This is a genomic window from Methanoculleus thermophilus (assembly GCF_001571405.1).
Classification (GTDB): domain Archaea; phylum Halobacteriota; class Methanomicrobia; order Methanomicrobiales; family Methanoculleaceae; genus Methanoculleus; species Methanoculleus thermophilus.
In genome coordinates this window covers 1-15,039 of the sequence record NZ_BCNX01000010.1, presented here as the reverse complement: position 1 = coordinate 15,039, position 15,039 = coordinate 1, and the positions used below count along the sequence as shown (strand labels likewise).

Here is a 15,039-nt window from a genome sequence, read left to right as displayed (position 1 = left end):
CTTTTAGTTTATTACGGTTCCTGGCCCCTGGAGACCGACCCCGCCCAGTCATCGATGAGCGCCCGGGTTATGCTGAGTCTTGGAGGCAGGTCCGGGAGGTGGTCCCGGTCGAACCATGCGGCACTCTCGATCTCGACGCCGTCCGGGGTGACTTCTCCGCTCTCGTAATCGGCAACGAACGCGAGCATGAGTGAGTCGGGGAACGGCCACGGTTCACTTGCAAGGTACCGGAGATTCTTGATCGAGATTCCCGTCTCCTCACGGACCTCGCGGTGTACGGCATCTTCGATCGTCTCGCCGGGCTCGACAAATCCGGCGACGAGGCTGTACCTGCCGGGCGGCGCCCTCACCCCCCGGACCATGAGGATGGAGTCGTTCTTCCTCACGAGTACTATAATCGCCGGGGAGAGTCGGGGATAGATAGCCCGGTGGCAGGACGGACAGACTTTGGCACGCTCGATGCGTGCGGGCTTCGTCGGCGTACCGCACCTCCCGCAGAATCGGGTGTTTCGGTCGTAATCGATTATCTGGACTGCAAGCCCGGCAACGGCAAGCTCCTCGTCCGGGATGAGGGCGGCAAGTTCGCGTACGCCGAAGTATGCCAGTCCTTCGGGCAGGGGCTGGTCGCCGGGAACCTCGACGGCGTAGCAGGGTGTGCTTCCCCGGTGGCCGAGGTACTGGGCGCTCTTTTGCAGACATTCTGGAAGGTCCGGGGGTTGCGCATTGTAGATGGTTGGTGTGCTGCCTCTTCTGACGCAGACCCCCTCGCCGCGGACAAAGACCAGGGATGCATCTACCGGGAGTCGTTCCGGCTCAGGGTAGTGCTTATGCAGGGAACGAGCTGCAAACCTTGCTTTATGATCCATGATTCTCCCGTGATTCTGGCATCCATCGCATCACAGGATGCCTGGAGCGTATCTCTGCAGATATTCGGCAGCCAGTTCGTACGCCGCCTGCACCTTCCCGCTCTCGACCCCCGGCACGCCGCAGGCCACAATATGCACGACCTTCGTAGCGAGAGTGATCTTTGTTGCATCCGAGTCGCGGTAGGGATAGACGGCGACGATCGCGTTCCCGTCTTCCAGAACGACCTGGTTCTTATGAAGAAGAACGGGCGCCGCCATCCCGATCCCGAGGAACTCTTCACCCTCCTCTGCAAACCGCATAGCGAGGTCTCCGGCAAGAGTATCGGCGTCAAACGCGGCGATGGGTATGCCCGTGCGAATCGAGGCCAGATTGTAGGCACCCACCGCGGTGTTGATCGTTGGGAGCATCTTCCCGGCCAGGATCCTCCGGACCAGGGCCTCCGAGGCAGGCCGGGTCTTTGTCGGGTCGACACCCACCCTCCAGAAGAAGTCTCTGTAGGCTCTAAAGATCGGTTCGTCTTTTACCCGCTCAAGCGTGAACTGCTCTCTTACCGAGCGGATGACTTCGTCCCTCAGAGCTTCCAGACTCGGGATCTTCTCCTGAATCGAGAGCGGTCCAACATTGCCTTCTGCGACAGAGAGGCCGGGGAAGGTCTCGAGAATCTCCTTGTGAATCTTCATGGCCAATTCTTCTTACACCTGTATCTGGGTCTGCGGGATACTTATAGTTGTACACATTGCCCCATGCCATGATCGTCCGGGTGCTGTGCCGGATGCCGGCCAATATGATTGGCGTCGAATGGAGGTGATACAAAACTCTCAAAATCCCGGACGACCAGGGAGATCCGTATGAGCGGGATAGCCAGGAGAGTTATCCGCTGCCCGGTATGTCGGAGCACCGAGATCTACTGGGAAGCCCGCGGCCTGTATGCGACGCTGTATCACTGCAAGCAGTGCGGGTACCAGGGGGCGTTTGTCCTGGAGTGTGAGGAGGGGGAACAGGATGGAGCAGGTGAGGATTGAGTCTGCGATCTCTTTCCATATCTGGAAGTTATCTCGTTCTTGTTCACGGATGAGATAGAGTGCTGTGAATATCCAAGAGATATGGGGTCTGCAGGCATTTGACGCTGAAAATCCGGGTCCCCTCAAAGGCCTTGCGGCTGCTCAGTGGTAGCCCCTCAATGAAATGGTTCGGAAAAGGCAACTATAATCCGTCTGAAGCACCCATATACGCATATCTTGGAGTGTGCGGCATGGGAGTGCATTACATCTGTGATGCAGAAGGCAGAAAGACCGATGTTATCGTGCCCATTGACCTCTGGGAGAGCCTGACCGCCGGAAAACCTGCTGACGGACCTGTCGGGGTTGCCGAGCCAGCGAGATACCGGGGCATGTACCGGGACCTGGATCTCGACCTGGAGGCCGAGGCCAAGATCCTGCGGGATGAGTGGGACCGGGTATGAAACGGTACCTGCTCGATACGAATATTCTCATCTATTACCTAGCAGATGCCATTCCGCCAGAGCGGGTGGGCGAGAGAGAAGATATGCTCACCTCTTCGTTTCGGGTCTCGATCGTCACGAAGATCGAGTTTCTCGGCTGGAAGAAGCATACTCCGAAAGGGTATGCACTGGCTCAGGACTTCATCCGCTCTGCCAAAGTGTATCCCCTGACTGATATGATTGCCGACCGTGCCATCCACCTGCGCCGAACGTGTGGAATGAAACTCCCCGATGCGGTCATCGCAGCCACTGCTCTCACCCACGACTGTGCGCTTGTCACCCGAAACGAGAGTGATTTTTCTGGGATCTGCGCACTTGAGGTCGTAAATCCATTCCGCGACGAGTAAGTAGGGCGAGGCAGCGTCCGCATGGACCCTCTTACATCGTTGGGTTATGGCTGCAAGCAGGGTGCGATACGATGAGACTAGTCAGTTACTGTATCTTCCTCAGGAAAGAGCCAGAAGGCGAGTACACCGTCACCGTACCGACCCTTCCTGGCTGCGTCACCTATGGGGAGACCATTGACGAGGCGATAGAGATGGCACGGGAGGCTATCGAACTCTACATTGAGCATCTCCAGGAGAAGGGCGAGGAGATACCTACAGAAGAAGGACTCCTGGAATACACCCTCACCGTCGAAGCCCATGCCTGAACTTCCGGCACTCACGGCCCAGAAGGTCATCAAGATTCTTGAGAAGAAAGGGTTTGTTCTGGACCGGGTGAAGGGAAGCCATCACATTTTCTACCATTCGGAGACAAAACGCCGGGTCACCGTCCCGGTGCATGGCCGGGACCTTCCGATCGGCACGCTTCTTGAGATCCCCAAGCAAGCCGGGGTTGAGCGGGAAGAGATTGAGGATCTTTTGTAAAACATTATCCAGTTATACGGGATAGGTTCAGCGTGGCCTGCCGAGGTGTCCCCCAGTATTGAACTCAGTCTCTTCATACTCCTGACATTGGCAGCAGATTGCAGCATGTTTGCAGCAGTTGCTGCCAACGCTCAACCCCGCAGACACCCCCTCCTGGATGAGTGTATGACAAACCTGTTACATAACAAATCTGTTATTCATCAGATAGGTCTGCTTCCAGGGGAGCAGAAGGATCGGCACTATCTCAATTCCAGTCTATGCGTAGCGGCGCTTGGGCAGGAGGAACGACAACAGACTACAGTATCTTCGCTTCCGGAAAGAGATCCTTGAGCAGGAGAGGTGCTGGTTTATCTGGTAGAAACGATAGGTGATACGGTGGATCTTACAGAAAAAATATGCTTAAAAGAACAAGATGGACCGAGCGGGATTTGAACCCGCGGCCTCTACCATGCCAAGGTAGCGATACGCCCGCCTTAGCCTCAGATCGAGAAGGAATGGACTCCAGGCGCTCCGATTCAAACAACGAAATGTGGGCGAGATATCACCCCTTCCCATCAGATAAAGACCTTAAAACCACCGAATCCGGAAAAGCGACGTATAATCTGGGGAAGTTATTTTGGGGTAGCACATCGCGTTTTCCGGATGGGCGTTTCATGCTCAAAACCGTGGTTTTTCAGACGTGATCGGGTCCTGCAAAATGCAAAAAGAAACGTATTTTAGGCCATAACTCCTAAATATTGTGAGAATACGGCGAGCATGCGGAAGGTATACCGCTCCTGCGTGCGACGCACGTAACTTTACAATACACGCAAGTTTGCAGCACAAGCACATGTGCGGCGCAAGGTAGCGTGCCGCGCAAGCAAGCGTATCTCCACGAAGGCAAGGGTGTGAGTAGTGACACAGCAGCGACAGACGGGGCATGACAGCCTCACTGCGATTATCGCGATCGATCGGGTGATTCACATCCCCGCGCGGCTTGCGATCATGGCGCTCCTGTATGTTGTCGGGAGTGCTGACTATGCGTTTCTCCAGGAGCAGACCGGCCTGACATCGGGTAACCTCTCGGCGCATTTACGGAAGCTGTACAAAGCCGGCTATGTCACGGTCGAGAAGGGGTTTTACGAGAGCAGGCCAAACACGGCGGTCCACCTCACCGAGAAAGGTCGAAGGGGGTACAAAGGGTATCGGGCAAATATTATCGAGGTCCTCACAACCTATGAGTAGTCCTCATTTATGACATTTTCTTAAGAATAAACGGTCCTCGCGGTATTCTATACACATTACTCAATCTAAAAAATCAAATGATAAAGATTTAAAATACTATTTTGCAAAATAATCACTATTTAAGAGGTTTAGTATGGTCTTCCTATATATTGGCGATCAGGAAAATGATGCAGTAGTTATCGCAGGGCTCTTTCTACTTTTCATAGTTTCAGCAATTTTTATTCTATACTTAGGCTATGCTACTCAAAATTTACCCGTTTCACTTGTGTTAACCATTACGTTACTCGGTTGTATTAGGCTTAAAGATTGACTACTCGAAGAAAGGTTTACCAAAAGGACCTTATCACTGGGGGAATGTATCTACCTCGTTATAAATAGTCACGGTTATACTAGGATATCGGGAGAGCGTGATTCTCTTCAAAACATACGAGAAACTTCCTTTTTCATTTTGATGCTTCTGATCCTCCAATGGGGGATGCAGATTATCCCCTTTTATATATGTACAAACTAAAGCTGGTTTTTGAGTGGTGACTATGCCTATCCCAGATTATGAATCGATTATGCTCCCTCTTCTTAAGCTTACGGCAGATGGCAAAGAGCATCTGATGGCAGAAGACCGTGATATACTCGCAAACACGGTTTTTCATTTAACGGATGATGAGCGACGGGTGCTCCTACCGAGCGGGAGATCGAAAACGTATGACAATCGGTTTGGCTGGGCGAGGACGTATCTTACGAAGGCGGGACTGGTCGAGGTTACAGGGCGAGGGCGATACAAGATTACACAGAGAGGGCTCGACGTTATCAGGAAGAGCCCTCTTGTGATCGATAATGACTTCTTAATGCAATTTTCCGAATTTGAGGAGTTTAAGAAGAGTTCTCGCCAGGACGGCGGGGAGAAGATCGCAAAAGTCCCTCCTCAGACTCCGGAGGAAGTTTTAGAGGCGGCATACACTGAGTTGAGGCAACAACTAGCGCAAGATATTTTGGAGCGCATGAAGGCATCCGACCCGTCCTTTTTCGAGCAGCTGGTCGTCGATTTGCTTGTCAAAATGGGATATGGCGGCTCTCGCAAAGATGCTGGTGAAGCCATCGGCGGTAGTGGCGATGGAGGTATTGACGGCAGGATCAAAGAGGATCGGCTGGGGCTGGACGCCATCTACATCCAGGCGAAGCGATGGGAGGGATCGGTAGGGAGGCCGGTCGTACAGGCGTTTGCGGGAAGTCTGGAAGGGCAGAGGGCGAAGAAAGGCATCTTCATCACGACGTCGCAGTTTAGCCAGGATGCAAAGGAGTACGTGAAGATCATCGAGAAGAAGATCGTCTTAATCGATGGTGAGCAGTTAGCGCAATTCATGATCGATTATAATGTCGGCGTGACCGAAACGGCGAGTTATGTGATTAAAAAAGTCGACTCGGATTATTTTGGGGATAGTGAATAATCTATATCCGTGTGCGATAAATTTCCGCTGACCAAAACTAGAATTTATTTCCCCTTAAACCTGCAACGTCGATTTAAAATCATTAATCTCCCCGCTTCCGGATATCCTATAACTTTTTTCGTAAAATAGATTTAAATATGCCCTATTGCTACTTTTAAATATATGGAGTCGGCCCCACCCCTTCCGTTAAGCGACCTTAAATTCATGATAAACGAGAGTTTTGATCATACATCGAGGCAACTTCAGAATATCGATAAAAATCTTCTCTTTGGGTCATTTGTATCGATCTTTATTGCATTAAGTGTGAGCTGGCAACTGACCATAATTGCCTACTGGATCCCAGCTTCGTTTCTTTTGATGTATTTATGGGGGATATGGTCGCTGATAACAACAAGAAAGACGATAAAATCCGATAATGTCGAGCAGGCAGTGGAGAAAGTTAAAAGAGTGACTGAGAAAGATTTTTCCTTCTATTTGAGGATGCTTTTAGATAATCTGAAGCCTATTGTACTCTCCGTCTGTGTCATATACGTTATTACCATTGCCCTACTGTTTCTGGTCGAAACCGGGCTAATCATAACGGCAAATCCATATTCTATTGCGATTCCTGTAATTGCCGCTCTAATTTTTATTATCCCTGCACTCTCGTTTGATTCCCTGATGAAAAACTTCGAGCAAATGACATTGTTTGCCTTCAGGTTTTTAGCCCACCATGCTGATAGGGATCAGGAATCACATGAATGGAGTACAGGGATTTCTTCGGTCACCTCTCTTGTATTGACGTGTCTCTACCTCCCTTTATTGGGCGTCCTCCCCTTATGCGCATTTTTTATTACGGTCGGCTCAAAGCTTAACATTTATTTAGTATTTGTGCTATTCTTGCAAATTATTACGATTGCGATTCTTACTAGCTATTTCAGCTCCGTGTTTGTAAAAAAAGAATTAACGAATGCTCTAACAAATTATGCAGATCTTATCGGATTAATTAACGGTATGATTATTAATAACGAATATGATGAGGAGGCCGCGAAAAGACTTTCAAAGATATATTTAACGTCAAAAAATTACGACTTCATGATAGTTGATACATTAAAGTTCGTTAACTGGTATTTACTCATTCCTAATAGGGCGAATCTAAAGTGGAGGTGAGCCCCTTTGAAGACTATTAATACTCTCCTTTCATTTTTACTCAAATTTACGTGGATCTCTTGGTGAGATAACTCTTGAAAATAATTCTCCTCTGTCATAATAGACAGAAGAGAATTCTCCTACTTATTTCAAAAGCCTTATTTACCCTTCTGTTTTGACTAACTAATGAATAGGGATTGCTATTCTCCTATTCTCTGGGTGTGGAGAAATCGTATGGACTTAAACGAATTACAGACGCGGAAGAGCAAGATCGACGTCTACCTTGCCGAGCAGGGCTGGGATGTCACCAACCGCGCCTCTGTCATTGCCGAAGTCGATACGAAACAATCCGACTTTCTCGCACGCTCCTATAAGACCGTCTCTGAGACACTGAAGAATGATCTGGAGAGCAAGTACGTCGACTACCTCCTGCTCGATAGCCTCGGCGCTCCGCTCGCCATCATCGAAGCCAAACGCACCTCAAAAGATCCCCTTATCGGACAGAAGCAGGCAGAGCAGTACGCCGACGACATCAAGCGGCAGACCGGGCGAGACGTCTTCATCTTCCTCTCCAACGGCTATGAGATCTGGTTCTGGGATCGGGAGCGCTACCCGCTCCGGCTGCTGAAGGGCTTCTACGCACAGAAAGACCTGGAGCGGCTCCGTTTCCAGATTCAGAAGATCGATCCCACCCGATCGATCGAGATCAATACCCGCATTGTCGACCGCTCAAAGAGCATCGAGAATGTCAAGCGCGTGCTGGAGCACATCCGTAAAGGTCACCGCAAAGGGCTGATCGTCATGGCGACCGGGACCGGCAAGACCCGCGTGGCGATGGCGATCATCGATGCCCTCCTCCGGGAGAACCGTGCGCAGAAAGTGCTCTTCCTCGCCGACCGCAAGGCGCTCCGCGATCAGGCGTGGAATAAGGGCTTCCTGGAGTTCTTCCCCCACGAGGCCAAGGACAAGATCCTGCACGGCATATACAATAAGGAAAAACGGCTGTACGTCTCGACCATTCAGACATTTCAGGAGATCTATACCCAGAAGGATGAGCGCGGGCAATACCGCATCTCCCCCGGCGAGTTCGACCTGATCTTCTCTGATGAGGCGCACCGGAGCATCTACAACAAGTGGCGGGATGTCTTCACCTACCTTGACGCCATGCAGATCGGGCTGACGGCGACCCCCGCCGAGCTGGTCGACCGGGACACTTTCCGGTTCTTCCACTGCGACGACCACATGCCGACCGCGCTCTACTCGTATGACGAGGCGGTGAAGGATGGCGTGCTGGTCGACTTCCGCAAAAGCATCATCGGAGCGCAGACACACTTCCAGATCGAGGGGGTTCGCCCGTCCGACCTGACGGAGAGCGAGCGCAACCGGCTGATCGAGCAGGGGATCGACCCGGACGAGATCAACTTCGAAGGGACTGAGCTGGAGAAGAAGGTCGCCGTCAAAGGGACATCCGAAGCGATCGTCCGGGAATTCATGGAGGGCTGCCAGATGGATCAGGCCGGGACACTTCCGGCAAAGTCGATCTTCTTCGCGATCTCGAAAAAGCATGCCCGACGGCTGCATGAGGCATTCGACGACCTGTATCCCGAATATAAAGGACGGCTGGCGCGGATCATCGTCTCGGATGACCCCCGCGCCGATGCCCTCATCCACGACTTCGAACACGAGTCCTTCCCCCGCGTGGCGATCTCGGTCGATATGCTCGATACCGGTATCGATGTGCCGGAGGTCTGCAATCTCGTCTTCGCCAAACCCGTCTTCTCAAAGATCAAGTTCTGGCAGATGCTCGGGCGCGGGACGCGGTCGGATGGCGCGTGCAAACACCGGGAATGGCTGCCGGACGGGCATAAGGAGTATTTCAAGGTCTTCGACTTCTGGAATAACTTCGAGTACTGGAATATGAATCCCGAAGGGGTGAAGAATGAGCCGACCGAAGCCATCACGAGCCGGATCTTCTTCCTCCGGCTGAAGCAGCTTGAGCGCCTCCTGGAGCAGGGCGATGCGGAGCGGGCGGCGGTCGTCCGGCAGAGGATCGAAGAGGAGATCCGGTCGCTTCCGATGGACTCGGTGAGCGTCCGGGAGCACGAGCGGGAGATCGCCAAAGCGCTCTCCCCGAAACTCTGGGATAATGTCGGGCTCGACCCTTTGGAGTATCTGAAGAGCACAATCATGCCTCTCATGCGCTTCCAGACCGGCGTGAATCTCAAAGAGGCATCCTTCACCGTCAAGGCGGAGCGGCTGGGGTTGGCGGTGCTGGAAGGCAATGAGAAAGAGATCGAGCGGCTGAAGCCGGAGATCGGGGAGATGGTCGATCACCTCCCCCGGACCCTTAACATCGTGAAGGAGAAGGAGGAGCGGCTGGACGAGGTACTCACCCATGCCTTCTGGAAGGGTCTGTCATTCGAGGATGCGATCGGACTGGTGGAGGACATCACCCCGCTCATGAAGTACATGTCGAAGGAGGCGCATGAGCCGATCGTCATCGACATGGGGGATATCATTGAGCAGCGCACACTCTGGATGTTTAACGAGGAAGCACCTGAATATGTGGTGGCATTCCGGGAGAAGGTCGAGAAGCGCGTCACGGAGCTGGCAGACCATAATCTCGTCATCCAGAAGATCCTCCGCGATGACCCGATCACCGAAGAAGACCTGCACGATCTTGAAGAGGCGCTGGCGGAGGCCGGGGTGAACGTCACCGAAGAGATGTTGCAGACGTCACCGAGGCATCCGTATGGCTCGCTCGTGGAGTTCATCCGCTCGCTCTTCGGTCTCTATCAAGCTCCTGACCCGAAGGAGAAGATAGCAGAGGCGTTTCAGACCTACATGATCGAGAGTAATAAGCATTACAGCGCCGATCAGCTCCACTTCATCCGGACAATTCAGACCGTTTTTATGCGTAAGAGGCGTATAGAAATGGACGATCTCTTCCTTGCTCCATTCACGAATTTTGGGAGTACTGCACCGATGCCGATGTTTGACGAGGGCGATCTGAAGGCATTTATCGGCATCTGTCAGGGGCTGGAGCGGGAATTGTTTGCGGCGGAGGCGTGAGTATCTTTGACTGAAAAGAAGCTGCCTGAAGGGTGGGAATGGCGGAAATTAAGAGATATTGCAGAAATAAACCCAAAATTCAATAAAGATACTGTGAGTGCAGATACTAATGTCTCTTTTCTACCGATGAGTTGCATAGAGGAGATGACCGGAAAGATTGACCGATCACAAATAAGGCCATTAAATGAAGTGATTAAGGGTTATACCCCGTTGCAGGATGGGGATTTACTTTTTGCAAAAATCACTCCTTGCATGGAGAATGGTAAGATTGTAGTTGCAGATAATCTTGAGAATGGGTTGGGATTTGCCTCCACTGAATTCCACGTTATCCGCTTTGGAAGGAATATGATCCCAAATTTCTATCGTTATTATTTACTTCAAGAGAAGATCCGTAAGCAAGCAGAGAAGAATATGACCGGCTCGGCTGGGCAGAAAAGAGTCCCTACAAGCTTCATCCAGAACTTGGTCGTACCTGTCCCACCGCTTGATACCCAGCGCAAAATCGTCGCCATTCTTGAGAAGGTAGAGGCAACGCAGCGCCTGCGGGCAGAGGCGGATTTTCAAGGGCATAAATTAATATATAATGCATTTAATGGCTTCTTTGGAGACTTTGACGAAAACCCATATGGATGGGAGATTGTCGAGTTAAGAGACATTGTCCGAGAAAAGATTACTGACGGAGTCCACAAAACACCAAAATACTGTGAGGATGGAGTGCCTTTCATATCGGCAAATAATATAAAAAATAATCAAATCGACTTTACACGATGTAAAAAAATTTCTACTGAAGAGCATGAATTATTAGCAAGACGTTGTAACCCCGAAAATGGCGATATTCTATTAAGCAAGGTAGGTACCCTAGGGATGGTGGCGAAAGTCGATAACGACAATCTTAGCATTTTTGTGCAATTGGCTCTTATTAAGCCGAATAAAAAATTGATAAACTCGAATTTTTTAAAGTATGCCCTCTTAACGAACTCATTACAGAAACAAATCCAGTCATACGCAAACATGTCTACGATGAAATACATTGGTGTAGGTAAAATTGGTCTCTTGAAAATTGTTTTGCCACCCATCTCAATTCAGGAAAGTTTTTCGTCAATTGTAGAGTGGGTCGAAAAGATCCAAGAAGGACAGCAAAAATCGAAAAATGAGGTAAATACACTGTTTAGTGGACTAATGATAAGAGCCTTTACAGGAGAACTAGTCGCATGAAACTCGCCCCCGAACTCAAATCAAAGATCGACACCCTATGGGATCGCTTCTGGAGCGGCGGGATGTCCAACCCGCTCCAGTCCATTGAGCAGATGTCCTACCTCATCTTCATGAAGCGCCTCGAAGATATGGATGTCGGCGAGCAGAATCGGGCGCGAGCGCGGGGAGGGGCGTATACGTCGGTCTTCGAGGGGCATGAGGAGTGTCGGTGGTCGAGCTGGAAGCACTACCCTGCCGAACAGATGCTGGAGCATGTCCGCGATAAGGTCTTTCCGTTCATCAAGTCCCTTCATAACGGCGAGAAGACGCTCTTCGCCCGCCAGATGCGGGATGCCGTCTTCATCATCCCGAAGCCCTCCCTCCTTCAGGAAGCAGTCGCGATCATCGATGAGATGAATATCACCGCGCAGAACCGCGATACCCAAGGCGACATCTACGAATACCTCCTCTCCCAACTCTCCACCGCCGGAAAGAACGGACAGTTCCGCACTCCTCGCCACATCATCCGGATGATCGTGGAGCTGGTCGATCCTGATATCACCGACCGTATCTGCGATCCGGCGTGCGGTACGGCTGGCTTTCTCATCAACTCCTACGAGTATATCTTACGAAAATACTCCAAGCAAGACGAGCTTGAAATTGATCAAGAAGGTGAGTATCACAACCTTCAAGGTCACTACATTTACGATCAGAAGCATTGGGAGAAGCTCTGGAGCGATACCTTCTACGGGTTTGACTTCGATTCGACGATGACCCGCATATCGCTCATGAATCTGATGCTGCACGGCATCAAAGCGCCTCACATCGAGCTCAAAGATACCCTCTCCAAGCGATACACCGAAGAAGAGCGCTATACCGTCGTGCTCGCCAATCCACCCTTCAAGGGGAGCATCGATAAGAGCGATATTAACGACAGTCTCTCGCTTAACACGACAAAGACTGGTTGCTCTTTGTCGAGCGGATGATGCAGCTTCTGACGATAGGCGGGAAGTGTGGCGTCATCGTACCTGACGGTGTGCTCTTTGGGAGCTCCAGGGCGCATAAGGAGCTTCGACAGAAGCTCCTTGAGGAGAATCAACTGGAGGGTATCGTCTCCATGCCCTCCGGGATCTTCAAACCCTATGCGGGAGTGTCGACCGCCGTACTGATCTTCGTGAAGGGCGGAAAGACCGGGAAGGTCTGGTTCTACGACATGGAGGCAGACGGTTACTCGCTCGACGACAAGCGGACATTCATCGACGGCAAAGGAGATATCCCCGATATCATCAAGCGGTTCAGGGAGCGGAGAGACACAGACCCGACCGACCGGAAGGCGAGGTGCTTCCATGTGCCGATCGAGGAGATCCAGGCGAATAACTATGACCTCTCGATCTCTCGCTACAAGGAGATAGAATACGAAGAGGTCGAGTATGAGCCTCCGGAAGTGATCATCGATAAGATCCAGGCGCTTGAGAGGGAAATCCAGACCAATTTAAGCGACTTAAAGGCATTGTTGCGGAAAGGATAGGGATATAATCTCTCTATCTTCAGTAAAAACTGCATTTCATCGGGGAATTCCCGGAAAACTTCGGGACTAAGCCCCCTCCTACTACTACGTAATGTACTGAGTATTATTAATAGTACTAATAGTCACAATCGGCTTTTTTCTGGATGAGACTTTTTTTCACTCGACGCCCTGATTTTCAATGTTATGGCTGGGGGGAATAACGGTTTTCTATCGACTCTTTAGCGAAGATAATCATTGATGCTCTAAATAGGAGGTATGTACTGACTGCATCTTTCAACCTTGGCATTACCTATTTCCCATTGCGATTAGTAAAATCAGGAAAAATATCATAATCATTACAAACCCAAAGCCTGGATGGAAAAAGAACATCACAACGCCAGTGATAAGTAACGATGCCCAAAAAGAATCTAAAATATCTGTCTTGAATACTTGCCCAATTAAAAAAGCAATTACGACGTATAGTAAAATACCCCCAATACAAGCCGATGTTTCCCATCCCGGTAAATTGAGCTGCTTGTATGCAACAACCGACCCCAAAAAAGTAATCGCAAAAGCTGCAAGTTTGGCCAGGGTAGAATCCATACAATGGATTTAAGAGAGGAGTAATATAACTATTTGGTCATTTCAAGATCTCTCGGAGATTCTTTTTTCCAATAACTCACATCTATTGAGCATTTATGACGAAAAGTTGCCTTGCATGCCCTAGAATACACATGTGATAGTCTCAATGTTTGCTCTCTCCTACCTTCGAGGCATCTGCCTTCTATCTGGAGCCGTATGCTACTATCCCGCTGAGGTCTCTGGCTACCTACGCAGGATCACCGGAGTGTCCGCACAAATGCGCACGTGTATGTACACCGCAAACAAACGGCAAGAGAAAGAAAAAATGCCAAACGAACCGCACGGAAACCGTATCCGACGTCGACTGCACATCGCCATCTCCCAGAAGTCTACGACTACCCGAAAAACCGCGCCGGCAGTATCAGCCAATTCCTCAACGCACTAACAAAAGATACAATCTCGAGAATCAACCCGCGAAAACAACATTCCAGAAGAACAACATGGACCGAGCGGGAATTGAACCCGCGGCCTCTACCATGCCAAGGTAGCGATCTCCCCCTGATCTATCGGCCCCTGTTACCCTACTATGTTGATCGTCATCAGATAAAAAGGATTCCGGCCCCTCACCTCCATATCACGCGTCCGCGAGGCCTGATAGCCGGGAGAGCACCCGCTCCCGCGCATCATCCATCTCCGGGCGCGCGACGACGGTGCCGTTCCTGATGAAGGGGACGAGGAGCGGCACTGTGTCCTCCGGCGCCGGGGCGGCGAGGGGCAGCGTGACCCGCCGGCCGTCCGGCATCTCGTAGACCTGCTTTACGCCGCTTCGTTTCCCGCGCTTTGCGATGGGCTTCCCCTCGACCTCGACGATGTCCATTGCAAAGTCGATCACCGGCGCGTTCGCGATCGCCCCCCCCGACCCCGAAGGCATCCACGATATCGCGGTAGGCTGCGACGTCGGCGCGGGTGAGCCCCCCGGAGAGGAAGATCTTGACGTCCGGATAGCCGTGGATATCGAGCTCCCAGCGCACCTCCTCGATGATCGCCCGCATGTTCCCCCGCCGCGACCGCGGGGTGTCCAGCCGGACCGCCTTCGCCCCGCACGCCGCCGCCCTCACCGCCTCCATCTTTTCGTCGGCGAACGTATCGGCGAGCATGATCCGCGGCACCTCCGGCCCCGCTCCCCGGGCAAACGCAGACCAGGCCTCCTCCGTCCCCGGGTAGCACATCACGAAGGCATGCGGCATCGTCCCCGCGAGCGGGATCCCCTCAGGCGCACAGGTATTGCTCACCCCGTCCACCCCGCCGATCCAGGCCGCCCGCTCGACCATCGCGGCAATCGCCGGGTGCTGGCGGCGCGAACCAAAGGAGTAGACCGGGCGATCCTGAGCTGCGAGCCGGATATGGGCCGCCGCCGACGCCACGCCCGAAGCATGGCAGAGGAACCCGAGGATGGCGGTCTCATAGACCGCGAAGTCCCGGTAGCGCCCGGAGATTCGGAGGACGGGCTCGTTTTGGTGAATGATCGGCTCTGTTGAATTCCTTCCAGACAACGACAATCACGACTGTTTGTACTGCCTTCGTTAGGTTATGGAGGATCACTTTGATCTTGATCTCTTTGACCTGGTACCAGTATTTTCGTGCCTTTAGTTC

16 protein-coding genes, 1 tRNA gene and 1 pseudogene are annotated in these 15,039 nt (G+C 51.8%); 12 read left to right on the top strand and 6 right to left on the bottom strand.

From position 1 onward, the window contains the following. Window positions 1-11: 11 nt before the first annotated feature. Both nudC and MCUTH_RS09565 read right to left on the bottom strand, forming a co-directional pair. Complete coding sequence (gene nudC, locus MCUTH_RS09570) at window positions 12-866, bottom strand: NAD(+) diphosphatase (RefSeq protein WP_066958431.1); 855 nt, start codon at window positions 864-866, stop codon at window positions 12-14. Between the two features lie 30 nt (window positions 867-896). Next, window positions 897-1,547: a B3/B4 domain-containing protein gene (locus tag MCUTH_RS09565; RefSeq protein WP_066958429.1), complete on the bottom strand. Its 651-nt coding sequence runs from the start codon at window positions 1,545-1,547 to the stop codon at window positions 897-899. 168 nt (window positions 1,548-1,715) lie between these two features. Between MCUTH_RS09565 and MCUTH_RS11610 the strand changes: the two genes are divergently transcribed. The 12 genes from MCUTH_RS11610 (at window position 1,716) to MCUTH_RS12075 (ending at window position 12,825) form a co-directional block, all read left to right on the top strand. Beyond that, the gene (locus MCUTH_RS11610; RefSeq protein WP_150468736.1) at window positions 1,716-1,889 is read left to right on the top strand and encodes a TFIIB-type zinc ribbon-containing protein; all 174 of its coding nucleotides are present in this window, start codon (window positions 1,716-1,718) and stop codon (window positions 1,887-1,889) included. 230 nt (window positions 1,890-2,119) lie between these two features. Further along, window positions 2,120-2,329 (top strand): hypothetical protein, encoded by a 210-nt coding sequence (locus MCUTH_RS09560; RefSeq protein ID WP_066958427.1) that lies wholly within the window; start codon window positions 2,120-2,122, stop codon window positions 2,327-2,329. Beyond that, window positions 2,326-2,715: a type II toxin-antitoxin system VapC family toxin gene (locus tag MCUTH_RS09555; protein WP_083524851.1), complete on the top strand. Its 390-nt coding sequence runs from the start codon at window positions 2,326-2,328 to the stop codon at window positions 2,713-2,715. The genes MCUTH_RS09560 and MCUTH_RS09555 overlap by 4 nt, the downstream gene beginning before the upstream one ends. A gap of 71 nt (window positions 2,716-2,786) precedes the next feature. Beyond that, window positions 2,787-3,020, top strand: a complete 234-nt coding sequence (locus MCUTH_RS09550; protein ID WP_066958425.1) for a type II toxin-antitoxin system HicB family antitoxin — start codon at window positions 2,787-2,789, stop codon at window positions 3,018-3,020. Next, window positions 3,013-3,237, top strand: a complete 225-nt coding sequence (locus MCUTH_RS09545; RefSeq protein ID WP_066958423.1) for a type II toxin-antitoxin system HicA family toxin — start codon at window positions 3,013-3,015, stop codon at window positions 3,235-3,237. Before MCUTH_RS09550 ends, MCUTH_RS09545 begins: the two co-directional genes overlap by 8 nt. 894 nt (window positions 3,238-4,131) lie before the next feature. After that, window positions 4,132-4,461, top strand: a complete 330-nt coding sequence (locus tag MCUTH_RS09535) for a winged helix-turn-helix domain-containing protein (RefSeq protein WP_066958421.1) — start codon at window positions 4,132-4,134, stop codon at window positions 4,459-4,461. A gap of 533 nt (window positions 4,462-4,994) precedes the next feature. Continuing rightward, window positions 4,995-5,903: a restriction endonuclease gene (locus tag MCUTH_RS09530; RefSeq protein WP_066958419.1), complete on the top strand. Its 909-nt coding sequence runs from the start codon at window positions 4,995-4,997 to the stop codon at window positions 5,901-5,903. A 162-nt stretch (window positions 5,904-6,065) separates the two neighbouring features. After that, window positions 6,066-7,052 carry a hypothetical protein gene (locus tag MCUTH_RS09525; RefSeq protein WP_066958417.1) on the top strand — a complete coding sequence of 329 codons (987 nt, stop codon included), beginning with the start codon at window positions 6,066-6,068 and terminating at the stop codon, window positions 7,050-7,052. Between the two features lie 213 nt (window positions 7,053-7,265). Beyond that, entirely contained in the window at window positions 7,266-10,103 is a 2,838-nt protein-coding gene (locus tag MCUTH_RS09520; RefSeq protein ID WP_066958416.1) for a type I restriction endonuclease subunit R, read from the top strand. 6 nt (window positions 10,104-10,109) lie between these two features. Then, window positions 10,110-11,318 (top strand): restriction endonuclease subunit S, encoded by a 1,209-nt coding sequence (locus tag MCUTH_RS09515; protein ID WP_083524850.1) that lies wholly within the window; start codon window positions 10,110-10,112, stop codon window positions 11,316-11,318. Next, a complete protein-coding gene (locus MCUTH_RS12080) occupies window positions 11,315-12,283 on the top strand; it encodes a type I restriction-modification system subunit M (RefSeq protein ID WP_263478216.1) in 969 nt (322 codons plus the stop codon). The genes MCUTH_RS09515 and MCUTH_RS12080 overlap by 4 nt, the downstream gene beginning before the upstream one ends. Continuing rightward, entirely contained in the window at window positions 12,280-12,825 is a 546-nt protein-coding gene (locus MCUTH_RS12075; RefSeq protein ID WP_263478218.1) for an HsdM family class I SAM-dependent methyltransferase, read from the top strand. Before MCUTH_RS12080 ends, MCUTH_RS12075 begins: the two co-directional genes overlap by 4 nt. 285 nt (window positions 12,826-13,110) lie before the next feature. Here MCUTH_RS12075 and MCUTH_RS09505 read toward each other — a convergent pair whose 3' ends face one another. The 4 genes and pseudogenes from MCUTH_RS09505 to MCUTH_RS11990 all read right to left on the bottom strand — a co-directional run. Beyond that, a complete protein-coding gene (locus tag MCUTH_RS09505) occupies window positions 13,111-13,407 on the bottom strand; it encodes a hypothetical protein (protein ID WP_066958411.1) in 297 nt (98 codons plus the stop codon). Window positions 13,408-13,887: 480 nt separating this feature from the next. Next, window positions 13,888-13,959 (bottom strand) — tRNA-Ala (locus MCUTH_RS09500). Window positions 13,960-14,069: 110 nt separating this feature from the next. Further along, window positions 14,070-14,939, bottom strand: a complete 870-nt coding sequence (locus tag MCUTH_RS09495; RefSeq protein WP_318010076.1) for a nicotinate phosphoribosyltransferase — start codon at window positions 14,937-14,939, stop codon at window positions 14,070-14,072. Then, a pseudogene (locus MCUTH_RS11990) lies at window positions 14,848-15,039 on the bottom strand (hypothetical protein); the annotation flags it as partial. The pseudogene MCUTH_RS11990 and the gene MCUTH_RS09495, both read right to left, overlap by 92 nt.

Coding starts and splice junctions, on each gene's coding strand:
- nudC (WP_066958431.1), bottom strand. CDS start 866: ATGGATCATAAAGCAAGGTTTGCAGCTCGTTCCCTGCATAAGCACTAC.
- MCUTH_RS09565 (WP_066958429.1), bottom strand. CDS start 1,547: ATGAAGATTCACAAGGAGATTCTCGAGACCTTCCCCGGCCTCTCTGTC.
- MCUTH_RS11610 (WP_150468736.1), top strand. CDS start 1,716: ATGAGCGGGATAGCCAGGAGAGTTATCCGCTGCCCGGTATGTCGGAGC.
- MCUTH_RS09560 (WP_066958427.1), top strand. CDS start 2,120: ATGGGAGTGCATTACATCTGTGATGCAGAAGGCAGAAAGACCGATGTT.
- MCUTH_RS09555 (WP_083524851.1), top strand. CDS start 2,326: ATGAAACGGTACCTGCTCGATACGAATATTCTCATCTATTACCTAGCA.
- MCUTH_RS09550 (WP_066958425.1), top strand. CDS start 2,787: ATGAGACTAGTCAGTTACTGTATCTTCCTCAGGAAAGAGCCAGAAGGC.
- MCUTH_RS09545 (WP_066958423.1), top strand. CDS start 3,013: ATGCCTGAACTTCCGGCACTCACGGCCCAGAAGGTCATCAAGATTCTT.
- MCUTH_RS09530 (WP_066958419.1), top strand. CDS start 4,995: ATGCCTATCCCAGATTATGAATCGATTATGCTCCCTCTTCTTAAGCTT.
- MCUTH_RS09525 (WP_066958417.1), top strand. CDS start 6,066: ATGGAGTCGGCCCCACCCCTTCCGTTAAGCGACCTTAAATTCATGATA.
- MCUTH_RS09520 (WP_066958416.1), top strand. CDS start 7,266: ATGGACTTAAACGAATTACAGACGCGGAAGAGCAAGATCGACGTCTAC.
- MCUTH_RS12080 (WP_263478216.1), top strand. CDS start 11,315: ATGAAACTCGCCCCCGAACTCAAATCAAAGATCGACACCCTATGGGAT.
- MCUTH_RS12075 (WP_263478218.1), top strand. CDS start 12,280: ATGATGCAGCTTCTGACGATAGGCGGGAAGTGTGGCGTCATCGTACCT.
- MCUTH_RS09505 (WP_066958411.1), bottom strand. CDS start 13,407: ATGGATTCTACCCTGGCCAAACTTGCAGCTTTTGCGATTACTTTTTTG.